Here is a 20,014-nt window from a genome sequence, read left to right as displayed (position 1 = left end):
CTCAGAACCAGGCGACAGGCCTCAGGACGTGATGATCAGGTACAGCCAGCCGGCCAGCACGAGACCGAGGATCGTCGCGTACACCCAGGTCGGGATCTTGTGGTTGCCGGCCCGATCCTTCTTGATCTGCTGGTAGACGCGCTCACGGCGGCGCTCGGCCCGGCCCAGCCGGACGTCCTGCTCGGAACGCTCCGCTGGGTCGGGCTGGTCGGGGAGGCCGGGCCGGCCAGGCATCGTCATAACCCGGCCAGCCTAGCGGAACCGGCCGGCCCGGTTCCGCTCCACCGACGTCCTGTGGCAGCCGCTACATGCTGGCGATCAGGCGCTCCACTCGCTCGTCGTAGGCCCGGAACGGGTCCTTGCACAGGACCGTCCGCTGCGCCTGGTCGTTGAGCTTCAGGTGCACCCAGTCGACGGTGAAGTCGCGCCGCTTCTCCTGCGCGTGCTTGATGAACTCGCCGCGCAGCCGGGCCCGGGTGGTCTGCGGCGGCGTCTCCTTCGCTTCGTAGATCTGCAGGTCGTTGGCGATCCGGTCGACCTGGTTGCGCTTCTCCATCAGCGCGTAGAGGCCGCGGCCCCGGCGCACGTCGTGGTACGCCAGGTCGAGCTGCGCGATCCGCGGGTGCGACATCGGGATCTCGTGCTTGGCCTGGTAGCGCTCGATCAGCTTGTACTTCGAGACCCAGTCGATCTCCCGCGCGACCGGGTCGAGGTTCTCGCTCTCGATCGCGTTGAGCACGCGACCCCAGAGCTCGACGACCCGCTTGGCGACCGGGTCACCGCCGCGGCGCTCGACGAACTCGGTGGCCTTCGCCAGGTACTCCTGCTGGATCTCCAGCGCGGAGACCTCCTTGTTGTTCGCCAGGCGGATCTTGCGGCGGCCGGTGATGTCGTGGCTGACCTCGCGGATCGCCCGGATCGGGTTCTCCAGGGTCAGGTCGCGCATCACCACGCCCGCCTCGATCATGCGGAGCACGATGTCGGCGCTGCCCACCTTGAGCAGCGTCGTCACCTCGTTCATGTTGGAGTCGCCGACGATCACGTGCAGGCGCCGGTAGCGCTCGGCATCGGCGTGCGGCTCGTCGCGGGTGTTGATGATCGGACGGCTGCGCGTGGTCGCGCTGGAGACGCCCTCCCAGATGTGCTCGGCCCGCTGCGACAGGCAGAAGACCGCGCCGCGCGGCGTCTGGAGCACCTTGCCCGCGCCACAGATCAGCTGGCGGGTGACCAGGAACGGGATGAGGACGTCGGCGAGCCGGCCGAACTCGCCGTGCCGGCTGACGAGGTAGTTCTCGTGGCAGCCGTAGGAGTTGCCGGCCGAATCGGTGTTGTTCTTGAAGAGGTAGATCTCCCCGGCGATGCCCTCGTCGTGCAGACGCTTCTCCGCGTCGACGAGGAGCCCTTCGAGGATGCGCTCCCCGGCCCGGTCGTGGGCGACCAGATCGGTGACGGAGTCGCATTCGGGGGTCGCGTACTCAGGGTGGGAACCGACATCGAGGTAAAGGCGGGCGCCGTTGCGGAGGAACACGTTGCTGCTGCGTCCCCAGGAAACCACTCGGCGGAACAGGTAGCGGGCCACCTCGTCCGGAGACAGCCGCCGCTGCCCCCGATAGGTGCACGTGACTCCGTACTCGGTCTCGAGGCCGAAAATTCGCCGTTCCATGACGAAACACTAGCCGCAAGAAACGGTTCAGCGGCAGTCACAACTCGCTCTTTCCCGCACACACCCCGCGACGGGCATTGCAGGCACGCCGGTGACGGCTCCGTCCGGGGTACGCGTGAACGCACGGCGGCGGCCGGGCGGACAGTTTCCCGTCGCCCGGCCGCCGGCCCGGCTCAGCTCAGGAGTCGGCCTCCGGCGCCGTACCCGTGCCCTTGTCCGTGCTCTTGTCCGTGCCCGACGCCTTGCCCGGGTCGGACGCTGCCTTCTCGGTGTCCGACGAGGCCGCCGAGATCGTCGGCTTCGCCTCGGCCGGGGCGGGCGGCGCCGCGTCCACATCGCCCAGGTCGGCCTCCGGCACCGACTCGTGCCCGAGCAGCGTCGTCAGCGACGCACCGGTGAGCCGGCGGAACGCCCGGCCCTGCCGGCGCCGGTCCAGGACCGCGACCTCGAGCTGCTTCGCGTCCAGGGTGCGGGTCTGGCCGTTCTCCCCGCCCACGCTGCCCAGCGCCTCCGCGGCGAGCGCCAGCGCGGTCTGCAGGTCGGCGGCGGTGTCGTGCCGCTCGCGCAGCACGTTGGAGATCGCCTCGGCCTGGCCGCCCATCGCCATGAAACCGGGCTCGTCCATGACGGACCCGTCGTAGGTCACCCGGTACAGCTCGTCGTCCTCGGGCGTGGCGCCGACCTGCGCGACACAGATCTCCACCTCGTACGGCTTCTGCGTCTCCGAGAAGATCGCACCGAGGGTCTGGGTGTACGCGTTCGCCAGCGCCCGCCCCGTCACGTCCCGCCGGTCGTAGCTGAGGCCGAGCATGTCGGCCATCCGCACACCGGCCCGGCGCAGGCTCTCGAACTCGTTGTACCGCCCGACCGCCGCGAACGCGATCTTGTCGTAGATCTCGCTGATCTTCCGCAGCGTGGTGATGTTCTCGGCGACCAGCAGGATGCCGCCCTCGTAGGTGAGCACCACGGCCGACCGGCCGCGGGCGATGCCCTTACGGGCGTACTCCGAGCGGTCCCGCTGGACCTGCTCCGGTGATGCGTAGAACTGCATGGCCACGGTGGCTGCTCCTTGTCTCGCTGGTCGTCCGGTCAGGGGGCTGGATCAACCGCCCGGGTTCTCCATGCGTCCCTGGACGACCTGCTCGGCCACCGCGGTGATCTCCTCGTCGCTGAGCCGCTGCGTGCCGTTCGCCGTCGCCGTCATCACCACCGGGTAGATCTTGCGGGTCACGTCCGGCCCGCCGGTCGCCGTGTCGTCGTCGGCGGCGTCGTAGAGCGCCTCCACCGCGAGCCGGATCGCGTCGTCGGTGCTCACTCCCGCCCGGTACCTCTTCTTCAGCGCCGACTTCGCGAACAGCGAGCCCGAGCCGATCGCCTCGTAGCCGGTCTCCTCGTAGAGCCCGCCGGCCACGTCGAAGCTGAAGATCCGCCCGGCGCGCGCCGGGTCCACCGGCGACAGGTCGAAGCCGGCGAAGAGCGGGACAACGGCGAGGCCCTGCATCGCCGCGCCCAGGTTGCCGCGGACCATCGCGGCCAGCCGGTTCGCCTTACCGTCGAGGGAGAGCATCGCTCCCTCGATCTTCTCGTAGTGCTCCAGCTCCACCTGGAACAGCCGGATCAGCTCGATGCCGATCCCGGCCGTGCCGGCGATGCCGATCAGCGAGTACGAGTCGGCGGGGTGGACCTTCCTGATGTCGCGGCTCGCGATCAGGTTCCCCATGGTCGCGCGCCGGTCACCCGCCATCACCACACCGTCGGCCGTCGCGATCGCGACGATCGTGGTGCCGTGCGGGGCGACGTCGCCGGTGAGCCCCGGCGGAAGCGGCCGCCGGCCCGGAAGCATCTCCGGCGCGGCCTGACTCAGGAACTGCGTGAAGGAGGACGTCCCCGTGCTGGTGAAGAAATCCGGTAGACGCCCGGATGGATCAAAGCCCGTCGCCACGTGGTTCCTTTCAGGTACGTGATCGCATTGGCGAGGAGAACCGGGTCGTCCCGGAACTGCCCCAGACCGCCGTTGCAGTTGAAGCACAATATCCCGCGCACCCATCCGGTGCGATGATCGTGGTCTACGTGTTGCGGGTCGTCCGCGCCACAAACCGCACAGGGCTTGCAGTATCTGCCGTGCCCTCCGCTGTCGTGGCGACTGCGGGGAAAGTCGGCCAGCGGCTTCGTCTCCCCGCAGTCAGAGCAATCGCGATGTCCGCCCGGAACAGACCTGAGGCATGTCCGTTTTACCCGGCTATGACTTACTGACCACCTTTTTGCACGTATCCACGCACGAATTCCTCGGCGTTTTCTTCCAAAACCGAGTCGATTTCGTCCAGCAGATCGTCGACGTCCTCGGTGATCTCCGCATGCCGCTCGGCGACCTCGGGATTGGCCTCGACGGTGACGTCCTCGGTCTCCTGATCGCTGCGGCCCTTCCCGCTCTGCGACTGACCACCTGTGTCTCGGGTTGCCATGGATGTCCCCCTTCTCAGCCACCCGAAGTCCTGCAACATCGGGTTGGGAAAAACCTACCTCGCGCCTGTGACGAAACGCATCACCGGCTGGTGATCACCTCGAGCAGGTCCTTGGCGCTCTCGCACGTGTCGAACAGCGCGCCGACGTGCTTCTTGGTGCCCCGCTCGGGTTCCATCATCGGCACCCGCACGAGCGACTCCCGGCCGACGTCGAAGATGACCGAGTCCCAGCTGGCGGCGACCACTTCGGAGGCGTACTGGGCGAGGCACCGGCCGCGGAAGTAGGCCCGGGTGTCCGCCGGCGGCTCGTACATGGCGCGCTGCGTGTCGTCCGGGTCGAGCAGGGTCTTCATCGACCCGCGGGCGACCAGCCGGTGGTAGAGGCCTTTCTCCGGGCGCACGTCGGCGTACTGCAGGTCGACGAGCTGGAGTTTCGGCGAGTTCCAGCCGAGGTTCTCGCGTTCCCGGTATCCCTCGAGGAGCCGCAGTTTGGCGACCCAGTCGAGCGAGTCGGAGAGTTCCATCGGGTCGCGGCCGAGCTTGTCGAGGGTGTCCTCCCACCGGTCCAGGATGTCGGTGGTCTGTTCGTCGGCGTCGGCGCCGTACCGCTCGTCGACGAAGGCGCGAGCCCGCTCGTAGTAGGCCCATTGGAGGTCGAGCGCGGTGAGCCGGCGGCCGTCGCGCAGCCGCATCAGGTGCTTGAGCGACGGGTCGTGGCTCACTGCCTTGAGTTCGCTGACCGGGTCGGCGATGCCGAGTTCGCCGGTGAACACCTTCTCCTCGATCATGTTGAGCACCAGGGAGGTGGTGCCCATCTTGAGGTAGGAGGCGATCTCGGAGAGGTTGGCGTCGCCGATGATCACGTGCAGCCGGCGGTACTTGTCGGCGTCGGCGTGCGGCTCGTCGCGGGTGTTGATGATCGGCCGTTTGAGTGTCGTCTCCAGACCCACCTCGACCTCGAAGAAGTCGGCACGCGAGGAGATCTGGAAGCCGGAGCCGGTGCCGTCCTGCCCGATGCCGACGCGCCCGACGCCGGTGAAGATCTGCCGGGTGACGAAGAAGGGCGTGAGGTGGGCGACGATGTCGGCGAACGGGGTCTGCCGCCGCATCAGGTAGTTCTCGTGCGACCCGTACGACGCGCCCTTGTTGTCGGTGTTGTTCTTGTAGAGCTGGATCCGGTGGGTGCCGGGGATGGTGGCGGCGCGGCGGCTGGCCTCGGCCATCACGCGTTCGCCGGCCTTGTCCCATTTCACGACGTCGAGCGGGTTGGTGCACTCGGGTGTGCTGTATTCCGGGTGCGCGTGGTCCACGTAGAGCCGGGCGCCGTTGGTCAGTATCACGTTGGCCAGGCCGAGGTCCTCGTCGGCGAGGGCTTCGGCGGGGTCGTAGGCGGCGCCGGAGTAGGTGAAGCCGCGCGCGTCGCGCAGTGGCGACTCCTCCTCGTAGTCCCAGCGGGCCCGGCCGCCGCGGTTGAGCTCGGGCCGCGCGCCGTAGGCGTTGACCACCTGCGACGAGGTCACCATCGGGTTGGCGCCGGGCTGACCGGGCACGGAGATGCCGTATTCGACCTCGGTGCCCATAATCCGTCGAACGCTCATGCGACCACCCTGTCCGCCACGAAGCCGTACGTGCTCATGCATCGAGCCTAGACGCTCTCGCGGTGCTTGCCGAAGCTGCCCGTGCGCGGCGTTTCACCTTCCGTGGCGACAAGCGACCTTGCGAGGCGCTGGCCGGGCTGTTCCACCCATCGGTGGCAGGCCCAGGCGGCGACCATCGTCCCGGCCACGAAGCCGAGCAGCACGAGCAGCCGGTTCTCGACGAGCCGGGCGAGCACACCGAGGACCAGCAGGTGCAGCAGGTAGAGCGAGTAGCTGACGGTTCCCAGCCAGGTCAGCACGCCGGGGACGGCCCGGTGCCGCAGGGCGAAGGCGACGCCGAACGTCCCGGTCACCGCGACGGCGACGGGACCGCCGAACTGCGCTGTCACTCCGGCGAGCACCACGACGAGACTGACCAGTGCCGAGAAACGCCGTATTTGTCGGTGTTGCGCGCGATAGACCACCGTCCCGGCGAACATCACCGCCAGCATCACCAGGGCCTGCGCCGACGAACCGCTCGTCACCCACTTGCTGGCATGCCCGTTCGCGAGCGGCAGCACGATCAGGGCGAGCGAGGCGGCCCCCGCGACGCGGATCCGGAAATTCCGGAGGTACGCGCCAAGCATGCACGCCACCAGGAGGAGGGCACCGGCCGCGCTCGCCCAGCGGGCATCGCGGAATACCCCGCCCAGGGCGTCCGGCAGGCCCGTCCCGCCCGCCAGCGCCACCACCGTGAGCCCGGCCGCCCACCACGCGCTGAACCGGTGCACCCGCCACACGAACAGTCCCGCCACCAGGAAGTAGAAGACCATCTCGAAGCTGAGCGTCCAGAACGGCCGCACCACTCCCCGTACGCCCAGCAGGTCCTGCAGCATCGTGGCGTGCGCCAGCACGCTCGCGGTGGTCTCGGTGCGCACCTGATCCGGCAGGCGGTGCAGGCCGGCCGCCGCGAGACCGGCCGCGAGCAGGACGGTGACCAGGTAGGCCGGGTAGATCCGGCACAGCCGCCCCACCCAGAACCGGCGCAGTGAGCCGTGCCGTTCCAGCGACATCAGGATGACGTATCCGCTGACCAGGAAGAACAGCAGCACGGCGTATTTGCCGAAGTCGAACTCCCGGTAGATCCGCAGGTGCGTCTCGGCCCCGAGGACGACCGGGCTCAGGTGGAACAGGGCGACCACGACGGCCGCGTAACCGCGGAGTGCGTCGAGCCACGCGAGTCGGGGTGCGGTGGTCACACGGGGTTGAACGAGGCCGGGGCCGCGGGGTTGTCCCCGCGGCCCCGGCTGCGCGCGTCGTTACAGGTACTGACCGGTGTTGCTGGCCGTCTCGATGGACCGGCCGGCTTCCGCGCCCTTGCCGCCGGAGACGAGCGTGCGGATGTAGACGATCCGCTCGCCCTTCTTGCCGGAGATCCGGGCCCAGTCGTCGGGGTTCGTCGTGTTCGGCAGGTCCTCGTTCTCCCGGAACTCGTCGACGCAGCTGTCGAGCAGGTGCTGCAGCCGCAGCCCCTTCTTGCCGGAGGTGAGGAACTCCTTGATCGCCATCTTCTTGCCGCGATCCACGATGTTCTGGATCATGGCGCCGGAGTTGAAGTCCTTGAAGTACAGGACTTCCTTGTCACCGTTGGCGTAGGTGACCTCGAGGAAGCGGTTCTCCTCGGTCTCCGTGTACATCCGGAGCACGACCGCCTCGATCATCGCGGCGACCGTGGCGTCCCGGTTGCCACCGTGCTCGGTCAGGTCGTCCGAGCTCAGCGGCAGGTCGGAAAGGATGTACTTGGCGAAGATGTCCTTCGCCGCCTCGGCGTCCGGCCGCTCGATCTTGATCTTCACGTCGAGGCGGCCGGGGCGCAGGATCGCCGGGTCGATCATGTCTTCCCGGTTGGAGGCGCCGATGACGATCACGTTCTCCAGGCCCTCGACGCCGTCGATCTCGCTGAGCAACTGGGGAACGATGGTGTTCTCCACGTCGCTGGAGACACCGGAGCCACGGGTCCGGAAGATCGAGTCCATCTCGTCGAAGAACACGATCACCGGCGTGCCCTCGCCGGCCTTCTCCCGCGCCCGCTGGAAGACCAGGCGGATGTGCCGCTCGGTCTCACCCACGTACTTGTTGAGCAGCTCCGGACCCTTGATGTTGAGGAAGTAGCTGGTGTGCTTCTCCTCGCCGCGCCGCTCGGCGATCTTCTTCGCCAGCGAGTTGGCGACCGCCTTGGCGATCAGGGTCTTGCCACAGCCGGGCGGGCCGTAGAGCAGAATGCCCTTCGGCGGGCGCAGCTGGTGCTCCCGGAACAGGTCGGCGTGCAGGAACGGCAGCTCCACCGCGTCCCGGATCTGCTCGATCTGCGAGTGCAGGCCACCGATGTCGGTGTAGTCGACGTCGGGGACCTCCTCGAGGACGAGCTCCTCGACCTCGCTCTTGGGGATCCGCTCGTAGGCGTACGCCGAACGGGGTTCGATCATCAGCGAGTCGCCGGCGCGGAGCTTGCTGATCTCCAGCGAGTCGGCGAGGAAGACGATGCGCTCCTCGTCGGCGTGCGAGACGACCAGGGCCCGGTCACGGGGGCCGCCGGACGGGTTGTCCAGGACCTCCTTGAGCAGGACCACCTCGCCGGTGCGCTCGAAACCGAACGCGTCCACCACGTTGAGCGCGTCGTTGAGCAGGACCTCCTGGCCCCGCTGCAACTCGTCGGCGGCGAGCGACGGCGAGACCGCCACCCGCAGCTTGCGGCCGCCGGTGAACACGTCCACCGTGCCGTCCTCGTGAGCGGACAGGAAAACGCCGTAGCCGCTGGGCGGCTGGGCGAGCCGGTCAATCTCTTCCTTGAGAGTGACGATCTGGGTCCGGGCTTCCTTGAGGGTCGCCACGAGCCGCTCGTTGTTCTCGGTCACTCGGGCCAGCTGCGCCTGCGTTGCCGCGAGCCGTTCCTCAAGCTGCCGGACGTGTCGGGGGCTTTCGGTCAACTTCCGCCTGACCAGGGCGAGTTCCTCTTGCAGAAACGCGACCTGACTGGAGAGATCGTTGGCCTCTTTCTCCCATCGTGCGGCGCGGGAGTCCGCTTCGTCGCTACGTGCCACGTCCCACCTCCCCGGGGGGCTCGAACGTCTTGGGTCAACACTAGCCGTTGCGAGGCGGTTTTCGAGCCCTGCAACACCCTCGTCACCGACTCTTGATCGATTGATCAACCCGCGGCCGATCGGTCAATCGGATCTTCGGGTACCGTCGGTGCCGTCTCGCCACGGGGCGGACGCCTGCCTGTCCGGGCCGGCGCGCGGACCCGTCGCGGGAGCTGAGAGGCCGTGTTGTGGGAGGTAAGGTGCCGGCGGAGACCGCGGACGACCTGCAGGTCTGGATCGATCAGGATCTGTGCACCGGCGACGGCCTCTGCGCGCAGTACGCGCCGGAGGTCTTCGAACTGGACATCGACGGGCTTGCCTACGTGAAGAATGCCACGGGTGACCTTCTGCAGGACCCGGGCGTGCGCGCGGGCGTGCCGCGCCGCCTTCTGCTAGAGGTGATCGACTCCGCCAAGGAGTGCCCCGGCGACTGCATCCACGTCGTGCGCCAGGCCGACGGCGCCCCGGTCGCCGGGCCCGACGCGCCGGACTGACACGCCGGCGGCCCGCCCGGCCCGCCGCAGCCGGTGCCGATTGGCCGCCGGCGCCAGCCGGTGCTGATCCGCCGCCGGCGCCAGCCGGGTGCTGATCCGCCGCCGGCGCTAGAGGGTCGGCCGGCCCACCAGGGACGCGACCACCCGGGAGAACTCCTCCAGGCGGGCGATCTGACCCGGCCCGCCGTCGTCGATCGTCTTGCCGAACCGCAGCGCGTCGTGCCGCAGCGGCGCCCGGCCCTCCTCCTCGCCGACACCGGGCGGCGGCACCGCGTCGTCGACCGAGCTGAGCAGCAGGTAGACGTCGATGCTGTCGACCCGGGCCTGCCCGTTCGAGGTGCGGGTGAGCCGCCGCCGGCAGCCCACCTCGGTGACCGTGGAGAGCGGCACCACCCGCAACGACGAGGTCATCGAGCCGGCCGGCCCGTCGCCGGGCGCCACGTCCTCACCGTGCCAGAGCACGAGGCGGCTGCCGTCGCAGACCACGACCTCCTGCCAGACGCCGTTCACCTCGTTGACGAACCGCTCCAGGGTGAAGCAGAGCACCGAGGCGCCGCGCAGCACGCCGAACAGCGCGTCCAGGGCAACGTCGGGGTCGCGCAGGTAGGCCCGGGCCGCCGAATCCAGATCCGGATAGGGCGACCAGTCGGGGAAGACCGCCGGCATCTCGTTGCTGCCACCGAACGGCGGAGAGCTCATGCTGACCGTGCACCTCCCCTGGCGCCCTCCCCTGGACGCTCGAACGGAACCTACCCGACGCGACGATGACGGTCACTCCCCGGTGGGGTCCTCCTTCTGGGCCTGCAGTGCGGCCTGGGTGGCCTTGCGCAACGCGTACGCCTCGGCGCCCTTGCTCGGCTTGCGGCGGCGCGGCGGCGCGGTGACACCGGGCGCCAGCTTGCGCGCCGACACCAGGAACGCGGTGTGCGCGATCATCCGGTGGTCCGGCCGGACCGCGAGGCCGTCGGCGTGCCAGTCCCGGACCAGCGACTCCCAGGCGCGCGGCTCGGTCCAGCCACCGCGCTCGCGCAGCGCCTCGACGAGCTCGGAGAGCTGCGGGGTGGTGGCCACGTAACCGACGAACACGCCGCCCGGGATCAGCGAGCGCTCGACCATGTCGAGGGCCTCCCACGGGGTCAGCATGTCCAGGATGATCCGGTCGAAGCCGCCGATCTCGTTGCCCGCGACGTCACCGTTGTGCAGGTGCCACGCCGGGTGCGGGCCGCCGAAGAAGGCCTCCACGTTCTTGCGGGCGATCGCCGCGAAGTCCTCGCGCACCTCGTAGCTGTGCACCTCGCCGGTGCTGCCGGCGGCCCGCAGCAGCGAGCAGGTCAGCGCGCCCGAGCCGGCGCCGGCCTCGAGCACCTTGGCGCCCGGGAAGACGTCACCCATCGCGACGATCTGCGCCGCGTCCTTCGGGTAGATCACCTGCGCGCCGCGCGGCATGGAGAGCACGTAGTCGCTCAGCAGCGGCCGCAGCGCCAGGTAGGCCGTACCGCTGGTGGCGGTGATCACACTGCCGTCCGGGAGCCCGATCAGCGCGTCGTGCTCGAGCGCGCCGCGGTGGGTGTGGAACGCCTTGCCGGGTTCCAGCACGATGGTGTGCATCCGCCCTTTCGGGTCGGTGAGCTGCACGCGGTCGCCCACCCGGAACGGTCCGCGGTGCGCGGGCACCTGCTCGTCGGCGGCGGTGGTCGGGGTCGTGGTCACAGGTCTTCTCTCAGCTGTCTTTTCTCGGGCTCGGGACCGTGCGCCGCGGTTCCAGCACCGCGGCGACGTCGGCGACCCGCAGGACGCCGACGACATCCTCCCCTGCCGTCACCAGGTACTGCGCACCCGGGTGAGCCTGCAGCGCCCGGACCACCTGCTCACCGCTGAGCCCGAGCGGCAGCGCGGTCAGCGCGTCCCGCGACCGGGCCACGCTCTCCACGCTCACCCAGGGCCGCCGGTCGACCGGCACCCGTTCGGCGGCGACCGGGTCGACCACCGCGGTGAGACTGCCCGCCGCGTCGGACACCGCGAGCACCACGTCCGGCCGCGGGTCCTCGGCGCGCCGGCGCTGGGCCTCGCCGAGCGGCGTGCCCGCCGGCACCGCCAGCAGCGGCCGGGCCAGCGCACCCAGGTCGACGAGCGGGAACCGGCCGGTCATCCGGCCCAGCCGGATCGACTGCCCGGCACCCTGCCACAGGGTGAGCACCACGAGCAGCACGAAGACCAGTCCGAACACGGTCAGGAAGCCGAACCGGTACAACGCCACCACCACGACCACGGTGAGCAGCGCCAGGACCCGGCCCGCCCAGCCGGCCACCACGGTCGCCCGGTTGCGGTCCTTGAGCACCGCCCAGACGGCGGCCCGCAGCGCCCGCCCGCCGTCCAGCGGCAGCCCCGGCAGCACGTTGAAGACCGCCACCAGGATGTTGCTCACCGCCAGCTGGAACGCGATCTGACCGGGCACGGTGTCCGCCGGCAGCAGCAGCGCCGCCGCCGTGGCGACCCCGCCCAGCAGCAGCGAGACCAGCGGCCCGGCCAGCGAGACCAGTGCGTCCACCTTCGGCGTCGGCGCGTCCCGCTCCATCTCGGTCCAGCCGCTGAGCAGCTCCAGCGTGATCCGCCGCACGCCGATCCCGTGCCGGCGGGCGGTCACCGCATGACCCAGCTCGTGCAGCAGCACCGACCCGAGCAGGCAGACCACGAAACCCAGACCGATGGCGTACGACCACGGCGGCGCCAGATCCAGCTCGGCCTGCGCGTAGTTGCCGTAGACCACGGTGACCAGCACGGCCAGGAGCAGCATCGAGGCGCTCGCATGGACCGGGATGCCGAGCACGTGCCCGACCGGCCGGCCCGTCCGCGACGGCGGGTTCCGGGATGCGCGCGCCTGTTCCTCCACGCGATCGATGCTACGGACACGCCGCCCGGCGACCCACCCCGGCGTTTTGGTCGTACCCCTGCCCTAGCCTCTGTGACATGACGGCGCACCCATCCCTGACGGCATCCGAGGTCCCCGCCCCCGCCGGCGGCCCCGCACCCGCCCCGCGCGGGCGCCGCCCGGAGGCCCCGGCCGGCCCCTCGCTCTCGCCGTCCCGGGCCGCCGACTTCAAGACGTGCCCGCTGCTGTTCCGCTTCCGGACCATCGACAAGCTGCCCGAGCTGCCCTCCGCCGACCAGATCCGCGGCACCCTGGTGCACGCCGTCCTGGAGCGCTTGTTCGACCTGCCCGCGGCCGACCGCACCCCCGAGGCCGCGGCGGCGCTCGTCGCCCCCGAGTGGGCCAAGCTGGTCGCCCAGGACCCGTCCGTGTCCGAGATCTTCACCACCGACCCGGTCCCGCCCGGTGTGTCCGCCGGCCCGGCCGTGCCGGACCCGGCCGCCGTCGCCGCCGAGGCCGACGCCACCGGCCAGGCCGCGCTGCTCGACCTGCCGCCCGGCGAGGCCGAGGCGGCCCGCCTCGCCGCGTTCCTGTCCAGCGCGAGCGCCCTGCTCGACGGCTACTTCGCGGTGGAGGACCCGCAGCGCCTGCAACCCGCCGAGCGGGAGACCCTGATCTCCACCCTCGTCGGCGACGACCTGCTCCTGCGCGGCTACATCGACCGCCTCGACGTCTCCCCGGCCGGCGACCTGCGGGTCGTCGACTACAAGACCGGCGGCGCCCCGCGCGAGGCCTTCGAGGGCCGCGCCCTGTTCCAGCTCAAGTTCTACGCCCTGGTCCTGTGGCGCACCCGCGGCGTCGTGCCCCGGGTCCTGCGCCTGCTCTACCTCAAGGACGCCGAGGTCCTCGACTACAGCCCCGAGGCCGGCGAGCTGGAGCGTTTCGAGCGCACCCTGACCGCCCTCTCCGCCGCCATCGAACGGGCCAAGCGCGACCGCGACTTCCGCCCCAAGCCCAGCCGCCTCTGCGGCTGGTGCCGCCACCAGCAGCTCTGCCCCGAGTTCGGCGGCACCCCACCCCCCTTCCCCGAGCTCCCCGTCACCGTGCTCAGCTCCGAGCCCGCCCCCGTCGGCCCCCGCCTGCGGGACGACCCCGTTGACTGACCACCCCGCACCGTGGCCGTCCCGCCCCCGCCTTCCACCACCACCCACCCCGGCACCGCCGCCGGCCACCCCCGCACCCCCACCGGCGCCCGCGCCGGCCTCCGCGCCGACCTTCCCTGTGCCCGGCCGCGAAACGACCGGCGCGGTTGACGCGCGACCGCACGGCCCTGCCCGGCCGCCCCGGGAACCGGCGCACCACCGCGTCCCGCCGCTGCGGGTGCTGCTGGCCGACCCGGCTCCGCTGCAGCGCGCCGGGCTGCGCATCCTGCTGACCACGCCGCCGCCGGCCGGGGCGGAGATCGTCGTCGTCGGCGAGGTGGACGACGGCACGGAGGCGCTCGACCTGGCCCGCCGGCTGCTGCCGGACGTCCTCGTCATGGAACTCGCGCTGCCCCGCACCGACGGCCTCACCGTGACCCGGGCGATCACCGAGGCGCGCCTGCCGGTGCAGGTGCTGATCGTCGCCGACGAGGACGCCGACGACCGGGTCGTCGCCGCGCTCGCCGCGGGCGCCAAGGGCTACCTCCGCAAGGACGCGCCCGAGGCCGAACTCATCGCCGCCGTCCGCGCGGTCGCCGCCGGCGGCGCCGTGATCACCCCACAGCTGCTGGCCCGGATCCTCGCCCGGCTCGCCGAGTCGGTGCCCGTCACCGCCGTCGACCGGGCCGCGAAACTGGCGGCCCTCACCGCCCGCGAGCGCGAGGTGCTCACCCACGTGGCCCGCGGCCGAACCAACACCGAGATCGCCGACCTGCTCCAGGTCAGCGAGACCACCGTGAAGACGCACGTGGGTCACATGCTCGCCAAACTCCGCCTGCGCGACCGCACCCAGGCGGTGGTGCTCGCCTACGAGACGGGCCTGGTGAAGCCCGGCACCTGATCCCGGCGGAGACCGTCGGCGCCTCAACCAGGCGGAGACCGTCGGCGCCAGACCCCGGCGGGTGCCGTCAGCGCCACGACAAGGCGAGTCCCGTCAGCGACAACCCCGGCGGATGCCGCCAGAGACGCGACAAAGCCGGTCCCGTCAGCGGCGGATCAGGGCGGCCAGGAAAGCCGGGTCGACACCGACCAGGGACGACCTGAGGTGAACCCCGTCGACCGGGGGAAGCTCCAGCTCGGCGGGGACGGCCAGGACCGCGGCGCCGGCGGCCAGGGCGCTCGCGACGCCGCTGGGTGAGTCCTCGATCGCCACGCAGCGGCCGATCGGGACGCCGAGCAGGGCGGCGGCGGTCCGGTACGGCTCCGGGTCCGGTTTCGGCATCGCCACCTCGTCACCGCAGACGACGGCGTCGAAGTTCTCGGCCCCGATCGTCTTGAGGGCGACCTCGACGAGCCGCCGCCCGGTCGAGGTGACCAGGGCGGTCCGGATCCCGGCTGCGCGGACGGCGAGCAGCAGGTCCATCGCGCCGGGCCGCCAGACGAGCCCGTCGGCGAAGAGTTCGCAGACGCGGTCGGTCAGCCAGGTCACGTCGGCGGCTTCCGGGCGGCCGGGCTGGCCCAGGTCGTCGCGGAAGATCTGCATGCTGCGGCTCATGCTGGTGCCGACCATGGCGAGCCGGGCGGTCTCGGAGAGGGTGCCCCCGGCGTGCACGGCCAGTTCGGCGAGCGCGATGCCCCAGAGTCGCTCGCTGTCGACCAGCGTGCCGTCCATGTCGAAGAGTACGGCGTCCATCGCCGCCATTCTGCGGTGCCGCGGGCGTCAGCACCGAGCGGATGTGACCACCCTGACAGGCCGGTGGTTCAGGAGAGCCCGCAGGCGGCCAGCGACTTCTCGTACCCGCTGGCGAACGACTGCATCCGCTGCTCGGCCGTCCCGTGCGACCCTTCGGCGAACCAGGGCTGCCCCGGCTGGTCGCCGACCGCTTCCAGCCCGTCGGCCAGTTCCTGCGTGTCGTTGTCCTGCATCCGCAGCCGGTCGTCGCGCACCTTGTCGCCGATGAAGGCGCCGGCCATGCAGTCCGCCTGGAGCTCCTGCTCGATGGTGAACTGTTTCTGGATGCCGAGCCGGGCCTGGATGCCGTGCGCGTACTCGTGGCCCAGCAGATAGAACAGGAACGCGTCGCCGACCTGCTGGAACGCCGCGTACGCCCAGTTGACGTCGTAGGCGATGAAGTCACCGGCGGAGCAGTAGACCGCGTTGTTGCGAGGCAGCGGCTGGCCTGCGCAGGCCACGTCGCCCTCTTGCTCGTACGCGATGAGGTCCTTGATCGGCTCGAAGCCGGCGCCGAGCCGCTCACCCCAGTATTCCGCGGCGATCTCCCGGGCGGCCTCGATGTCGGCGGTGAACTCCTCGGGCGAGTCGGTGCCGTCCTGGTCGGCGGTGATCGCCGTGGCGGCGGGTTCGTCGGCCGGGGGAACCGGTTCGAGCCCGCAGCCGGCGAGCAGGCCGGTCAGTGAGACGACGACGAGAGCCACTCGAACGCGCATGGATCCACCGTAGACGGGGCTCCGCGGATGCGCTCGGTACGACCGGACTAAGGGTCGTCCCTGAGACCTACCTACGTGACTCCCCCACCGAAATCTCCGCCCTCCGCTCCCCCACAGGTGGGACGACTGCGAGCGCCGGCACCGACACACTGGGCTGGCCGGGCGGGTGCTCGGGCAGCGACGGACCTCAGGGGGACGAGACAGTGGCAGCGACGAATGCCGGCGGGGCGGTGGCGGCGCGCGCGGACGGGATCGGCAAGGTCTACGGTTCGGGCGAGGCCCGGGTGGTGGCTCTGCGACAGGTGAGTGTCGAGTTCGGCCGGGGCCGATTCACGGCGATCATGGGGCCGTCGGGCAGCGGCAAGTCGACGCTGATGCACTGCCTCGCCGGGCTCGACACGGTCGACGAGGGCACCGTCCACATCGGTGGCACCGAGATCAGCGGCCTGGGCGACAAGGCGCTGACCCGATTGCGGCGTGATCGGATCGGTTTCATCTTCCAGCAGTTCAACCTGCTGCCCACGCTCAGTGCGGCGGAGAACATCAGGCTGCCGCTGGACATCGCCGGCCGCAAGGCCGACCCGGCCTGGTGGGACACGGTGATCGGCACGGTCGGGCTGCGCGATCGGCTCGGGCACCGGCCCAGCCAGCTCTCCGGCGGCCAGCAGCAGCGGGTCGCGTGCGCCCGGGCCCTGGTCGGCCGCCCCGACGTGATCTTCGCGGACGAGCCGACCGGCAACCTGGACTCGCGGGCCGGCGCCGAGATCCTCACGTTCCTGCGGGCCAGTGTGCGCGAGCACGACCAGACGATCGTGATGGTCACCCACGACCCGGCGGCCGCGAGCTACGCCGACCGGGTGGTCTTCCTCGCCGACGGCGCCATCGTCGACGAGCTCGCGGACCCGACGGCCGAGACCGTGCTGGACACCATGAAACGCCTCGACACGCATGCCGAGCCGGTGACGCTCTGATGTTGCGCGCGACGCTCAAGAGCCTGCTCGCCCGCAAGCTGCGCCTGGTCCTCTCCGGCCTGGCCGTGCTGCTGGGCGTGATGTTCGTGTCCGGCGCCTTCGTGCTCACCGACACGCTGAACCGCACCTTCGACTCGATCTTCTCGGACGCCTATGCGGCGACCGACGTCTCGGTCACCGCCAAACCCAAGGTCGAGCTGAGCGAGTTCGAGGGGGAGCAGGTCGCCGCGCCGCTGCCGGCCGCGACGGTGGACAAGATCAAGACCCAGGCGGGTGTACGGGAGGCAGTGGGCCGTGTCGACGCCGACGGCGCCCGCGTGATCGGGTCCGACGGCAAGGTGCTCACCTCGATGGGCCCGCCCCGGATCGGCTCCAACTGGACCGGCACCGACGAGATCATGCAACTGCGCGAGGGTCGCGGCCCGGTGGCGCCCGGCGAGATCGCCATGAACGCGACCACCGCCGAGCTCTCCGGTTACCGCATCGGCGACCGGGTGCCGGTGCTCACCCAGCAGCCCAAGCGCGAGTTCACGCTGGTCGGCGTCTGGGGTTACACCGGTGACCGGGCCAGTCTGGGCGGCGTGCAGGAGGTCGCGTTCACCACGCCCGTCGCGCAGGAGCTGATGCTCGGCGAGAAGAACGTGTTCACCTCGGTGACGGTCCGCGCCGCCGACGGTGTCGCCCCGGCCGAGCTGCGGGACCGGCTGGCCCCGGCCCTCGGTGCCGGCTTCGTGGTGAAGACCGGCGACGAGCTGGCCGAGGAGAACGCCGCGAGCCTCAAGGAGGGCATGGGCTTCTTCGGTCAGATCCTGCTGGGCTTCGCCGGCATCGCGCTGTTCGTCGGCATCTTCCTGGTCCTCAACACGTTCTCGATCGTGGTGGCGCAGCGCACCCGTGAACTGGCCCTGCTGCGCGCGCTCGGCGCCGGCCGCCGCCAGGTGATCAACTCGGTGCTCGTGGAGGCCGTGGTGGTCGGCCTGATCGCCTCGGTGCTCGGCCTGGCGGCCGGGGTCGGCGCGGGCGCCGGCCTGGGCTACCTGTTCAGCAGCATGGGCGGCGGTGGGCTCGACCTCGCCCCGGTCGGCGTGCCACCGGCCGCCATCATCAGCTCGTTCGTGGTCGGTGTCCTGGTGACCGTGGTCGCAGCGGTGCTGCCGGCGCTGCGCGCGTCCCGGATCGCCCCGGTCGCCGCGATGCAGGACGTCGCCATCCCGGACCGCCCGCTCACCGCGATCACCGTCAGCGGTGCCGCGGTCACCGCCATCGGCGCGGCCGCCCTCGGGATCGGCCTGTTCGCCGACGCCGGCGCCGCCGACCTGTGGCTGCTCTTCGGCGGCGTGCTCGTCACGTTCATCGGCGTCGCCCTGCTCACCCCGGCGATCAGCCGGCCGGTGGTGTCGCTGCTCGGCCGCCTCTTCTCGTGGTCGCTGCCGGGCCGGCTGGGCCGGCTCAACTCCGGCCGCAACCCGCGGCGCACCGCGATCACCGCGGCCGCCCTGATGGTCGGCATCGCCCTGGTCACCGGCGTCACCGTGGTGATGGACTCGGCGAAGAGCAGCCTCAAGGCCGAGGCCGCGAGCATCCTCAAGGCCCAGATCATGATCAGCGGTGATCAGAACGGGCCACGGCCACCGACGTACGACTCGGGCGTCGTGGACCGGGCCGCGGCGATCCCCGGTGTCCAGGCCGCCGCCGGCCTCTACAACGACATGGTGGTCATCGGCGGCGACCGGGAGTACGTGGCCGCCACCGAGGACCTGGCCACCCTGGGTCAGGCGTACGGGACGACAGCGGTCACGCTGCGGGCCGACCAGATCGCGGTGAGCGCGCCGAAGGCCACCGAGAAGGGCTGGCAGACCGGTTCGCCGGTGACGATCCAGACGTCCCGGGGCGAGGAACGCACCTACACGGTCGCCGCCGTCTTCACCGAGGACACCCTACCCGGCAGCATCATCCTGCCGTCCGCCGCGATCAAGGACTTCGGCATCACCCAGCCGGTCCTCGGATTCGTCCGGCTCGACGACGGCGTGCCCGTCTCGGCCGTTCTGCCGCAGGTCAAGGCCCTGGTGGCGGACAGTCCCGAGGTCTCCGCCACGGACCAGGAGACGTTCGTCAACGACCAGGCCGCCGCGTTCGACCAGATCATCACGATGATCCAGATCCTGCTGGGCCTGGCCATCCTGATCGCCGTCCTCGGCGTGGTGAACACCCTGGCCCTGTCCGTGCTGGAACGGACCCGCGAACTGGGCCTGCTCCGCGCGGTGGGCCTGGGCCGCGCACAGACCATGCGCATGATCACCGTCGAGGCCGTGGTGATCTCGGTCTTCGGCGCCCTCCTCGGCGTCACCGTCGGCGCCGGCATGGGCAGCGCCGTCGCCCGCGCCCTGGCCAACGACGGCATCACCCAGATCGTGCTCCCCTGGGAACGCATGGCCACCTACCTGGCCCTGGCCGCCCTGGTAGGCGTCATAGCAGCAGTAGCCCCCGCCATCCGCGCGGCCCGGCTCAACGTCCTGAACGCCATCGCCCACGACTGACACCCACCGAACGACAACGACGCCACCGCTTCACTCCCGCCACACCGAACATCACCCTCCCCCGAGCAAGCGCCCGGCCGCACCGGTTCTGCGGCCGGGCGCCCGGGCAGTCGGGGCGAAAGCCAGGCGTACGCCCAAGCCGACCGGCGAAAGCCAGACCTGCGCCCAAGCCGACCGGCGAAAGCCAGACCTGCGCCCAAGTCATCCGGCGAAAGCCAGGCGTATCCCCAAGCCGTCCGGCGAAAGCCAGGCGTGCGCAGAAGGCCGGTTCCGTCGAGGCCTGCACGCAAGGTCGGACCCACCCGAACGCACACGGACGGTCAGCACATCCGGCCCGCACGCGACGCCGCAGCCGCTCGGCCGCCTGCCCGGCTGCCTGGCCGCCCGGCTGCCTGGCCGCCCGGCTGCTTGCAGAAATTCGGGCGCAACCGGCCCAGGCGCAAGGCCGAACCTGCCCGGCCGGCCCCAGAAAGTCGCGACGTATTCGGGCCGGCCCGCATCTGAGCCCGCGCGCAAGGCCGAAACTGCCCGGCCGCCTGCAGCAAGTCGGACGGGCCAGGCCTACGCGAGGCCGAACACGCACACGCGGATAATCCGTTCCCCGTGCCCTTTCCGGCCCGGGTGACGCCGGACGCGCTGCCCATGCCGAGAAGTTGATCTGCTAGCGATACGAGATCGCGGTTTCAGGTCCATGATCACAGCGATTTCGTA

At 70.8% G+C, this 20,014-nt stretch carries 19 protein-coding genes; 5 read left to right on the top strand and 14 right to left on the bottom strand.

Going from position 1 to position 20,014, the window contains the following annotated elements:
• Positions 1-21 precede the first annotated feature (21 nt).
• The 9 genes from LPA41_RS38605 to arc all read right to left on the bottom strand — a co-directional run bounded on the left by LPA41_RS38605 (position 22) and on the right by arc (position 8,803).
• Positions 22-240 (bottom strand): hypothetical protein, encoded by a 219-nt coding sequence (locus LPA41_RS38605; protein ID WP_229076448.1) that lies wholly within the window; start codon positions 238-240, stop codon positions 22-24.
• A 64-nt stretch (positions 241-304) separates the two neighbouring features.
• Positions 305-1,663, bottom strand: a complete 1,359-nt coding sequence (gene pafA, locus LPA41_RS38600) for a Pup--protein ligase (protein WP_229076447.1) — start codon at positions 1,661-1,663, stop codon at positions 305-307.
• Positions 1,664-1,841: 178 nt separating this feature from the next.
• Entirely contained in the window at positions 1,842-2,720 is an 879-nt protein-coding gene (prcA, locus tag LPA41_RS38595; protein WP_229076446.1) for a proteasome subunit alpha, read from the bottom strand.
• Positions 2,721-2,765: 45 nt separating this feature from the next.
• Positions 2,766-3,605, bottom strand: a complete 840-nt coding sequence (gene prcB, locus LPA41_RS38590) for a proteasome subunit beta (protein WP_229076445.1) — start codon at positions 3,603-3,605, stop codon at positions 2,766-2,768.
• Positions 3,524-3,826: an endonuclease VII domain-containing protein gene (locus tag LPA41_RS38585; RefSeq protein ID WP_229076470.1), complete on the bottom strand. Its 303-nt coding sequence runs from the start codon at positions 3,824-3,826 to the stop codon at positions 3,524-3,526. Before LPA41_RS38585 ends, prcB begins: the two co-directional genes overlap by 82 nt.
• Before the next feature lie 83 nt (positions 3,827-3,909).
• Positions 3,910-4,125 carry a ubiquitin-like protein Pup gene (locus tag LPA41_RS38580; protein WP_229076444.1) on the bottom strand — a complete coding sequence of 72 codons (216 nt, stop codon included), beginning with the start codon at positions 4,123-4,125 and terminating at the stop codon, positions 3,910-3,912.
• A gap of 80 nt (positions 4,126-4,205) precedes the next feature.
• Positions 4,206-5,723: a depupylase/deamidase Dop gene (dop, locus tag LPA41_RS38575; RefSeq protein ID WP_374238271.1), complete on the bottom strand. Its 1,518-nt coding sequence runs from the start codon at positions 5,721-5,723 to the stop codon at positions 4,206-4,208.
• A 47-nt stretch (positions 5,724-5,770) separates the two neighbouring features.
• Positions 5,771-6,961, bottom strand: coding sequence for an acyltransferase (locus LPA41_RS38570; protein WP_229076443.1), 1,191 nt, complete (start codon positions 6,959-6,961; stop codon positions 5,771-5,773).
• Between the two features lie 60 nt (positions 6,962-7,021).
• Positions 7,022-8,803, bottom strand: a complete 1,782-nt coding sequence (gene arc / locus LPA41_RS38565) for a proteasome ATPase (RefSeq protein ID WP_229076442.1) — start codon at positions 8,801-8,803, stop codon at positions 7,022-7,024.
• 239 nt (positions 8,804-9,042) lie between these two features.
• Between arc and LPA41_RS38560 the strand changes: the two genes are divergently transcribed.
• A complete protein-coding gene (locus LPA41_RS38560) occupies positions 9,043-9,336 on the top strand; it encodes a ferredoxin (RefSeq protein ID WP_229076441.1) in 294 nt (97 codons plus the stop codon).
• A 108-nt stretch (positions 9,337-9,444) separates the two neighbouring features.
• Here LPA41_RS38560 and LPA41_RS38555 read toward each other — a convergent pair whose 3' ends face one another.
• From LPA41_RS38555 to LPA41_RS38545, 3 genes are all read right to left on the bottom strand, one after another.
• Complete coding sequence (locus tag LPA41_RS38555; RefSeq protein WP_229076440.1) at positions 9,445-10,035, bottom strand: hypothetical protein; 591 nt, start codon at positions 10,033-10,035, stop codon at positions 9,445-9,447.
• A 72-nt stretch (positions 10,036-10,107) separates the two neighbouring features.
• The gene (locus tag LPA41_RS38550) at positions 10,108-11,046 is read right to left on the bottom strand and encodes a tRNA (adenine-N1)-methyltransferase (protein WP_229076439.1); all 939 of its coding nucleotides are present in this window, start codon (positions 11,044-11,046) and stop codon (positions 10,108-10,110) included.
• 10 nt (positions 11,047-11,056) lie between these two features.
• The gene (locus LPA41_RS38545; RefSeq protein ID WP_229076438.1) at positions 11,057-12,226 is read right to left on the bottom strand and encodes a M50 family metallopeptidase; all 1,170 of its coding nucleotides are present in this window, start codon (positions 12,224-12,226) and stop codon (positions 11,057-11,059) included.
• 77 nt (positions 12,227-12,303) lie between these two features.
• Here LPA41_RS38545 and LPA41_RS38540 point away from each other — a divergent pair, with 77 nt between their 5' ends.
• On the top strand, positions 12,304-13,368 hold the full coding sequence (locus LPA41_RS38540) for a PD-(D/E)XK nuclease family protein (protein WP_229076437.1): 1,065 nt from the start codon (positions 12,304-12,306) through the stop codon (positions 13,366-13,368).
• A 211-nt stretch (positions 13,369-13,579) separates the two neighbouring features.
• On the top strand, positions 13,580-14,248 hold the full coding sequence (locus tag LPA41_RS38535) for a response regulator transcription factor (protein WP_229076468.1): 669 nt from the start codon (positions 13,580-13,582) through the stop codon (positions 14,246-14,248).
• 144 nt (positions 14,249-14,392) lie between these two features.
• On the opposite strand, the gene LPA41_RS38530 is transcribed toward LPA41_RS38535, so the two are convergent.
• Both LPA41_RS38530 and LPA41_RS38525 read right to left on the bottom strand, forming a co-directional pair.
• A complete protein-coding gene (locus tag LPA41_RS38530) occupies positions 14,393-15,040 on the bottom strand; it encodes an HAD family phosphatase (protein ID WP_229076436.1) in 648 nt (215 codons plus the stop codon).
• A 68-nt stretch (positions 15,041-15,108) separates the two neighbouring features.
• Positions 15,109-15,795, bottom strand: a complete 687-nt coding sequence (locus LPA41_RS38525) for a neutral zinc metallopeptidase (protein WP_229076435.1) — start codon at positions 15,793-15,795, stop codon at positions 15,109-15,111.
• A gap of 203 nt (positions 15,796-15,998) precedes the next feature.
• On the opposite strand from LPA41_RS38525, the gene LPA41_RS38520 reads away from it, so the two are divergent.
• Positions 15,999-16,766 (top strand): ABC transporter ATP-binding protein, encoded by a 768-nt coding sequence (locus LPA41_RS38520; protein WP_229076434.1) that lies wholly within the window; start codon positions 15,999-16,001, stop codon positions 16,764-16,766.
• Positions 16,766-19,303: an ABC transporter permease gene (locus tag LPA41_RS38515; RefSeq protein ID WP_229076433.1), complete on the top strand. Its 2,538-nt coding sequence runs from the start codon at positions 16,766-16,768 to the stop codon at positions 19,301-19,303. The genes LPA41_RS38520 and LPA41_RS38515 overlap by 1 nt, the downstream gene beginning before the upstream one ends.
• Positions 19,304-20,014: the final 711 nt, after the last annotated feature.

Source organism: Actinoplanes sp. DH11 (genome assembly GCF_020873875.1).
Lineage (GTDB): Bacteria > Actinomycetota > Actinomycetes > Mycobacteriales > Micromonosporaceae > Actinoplanes.
Note: the sequence above shows the minus strand (reverse complement) of the source record. Positions and strands in the feature narration are given on the sequence as shown.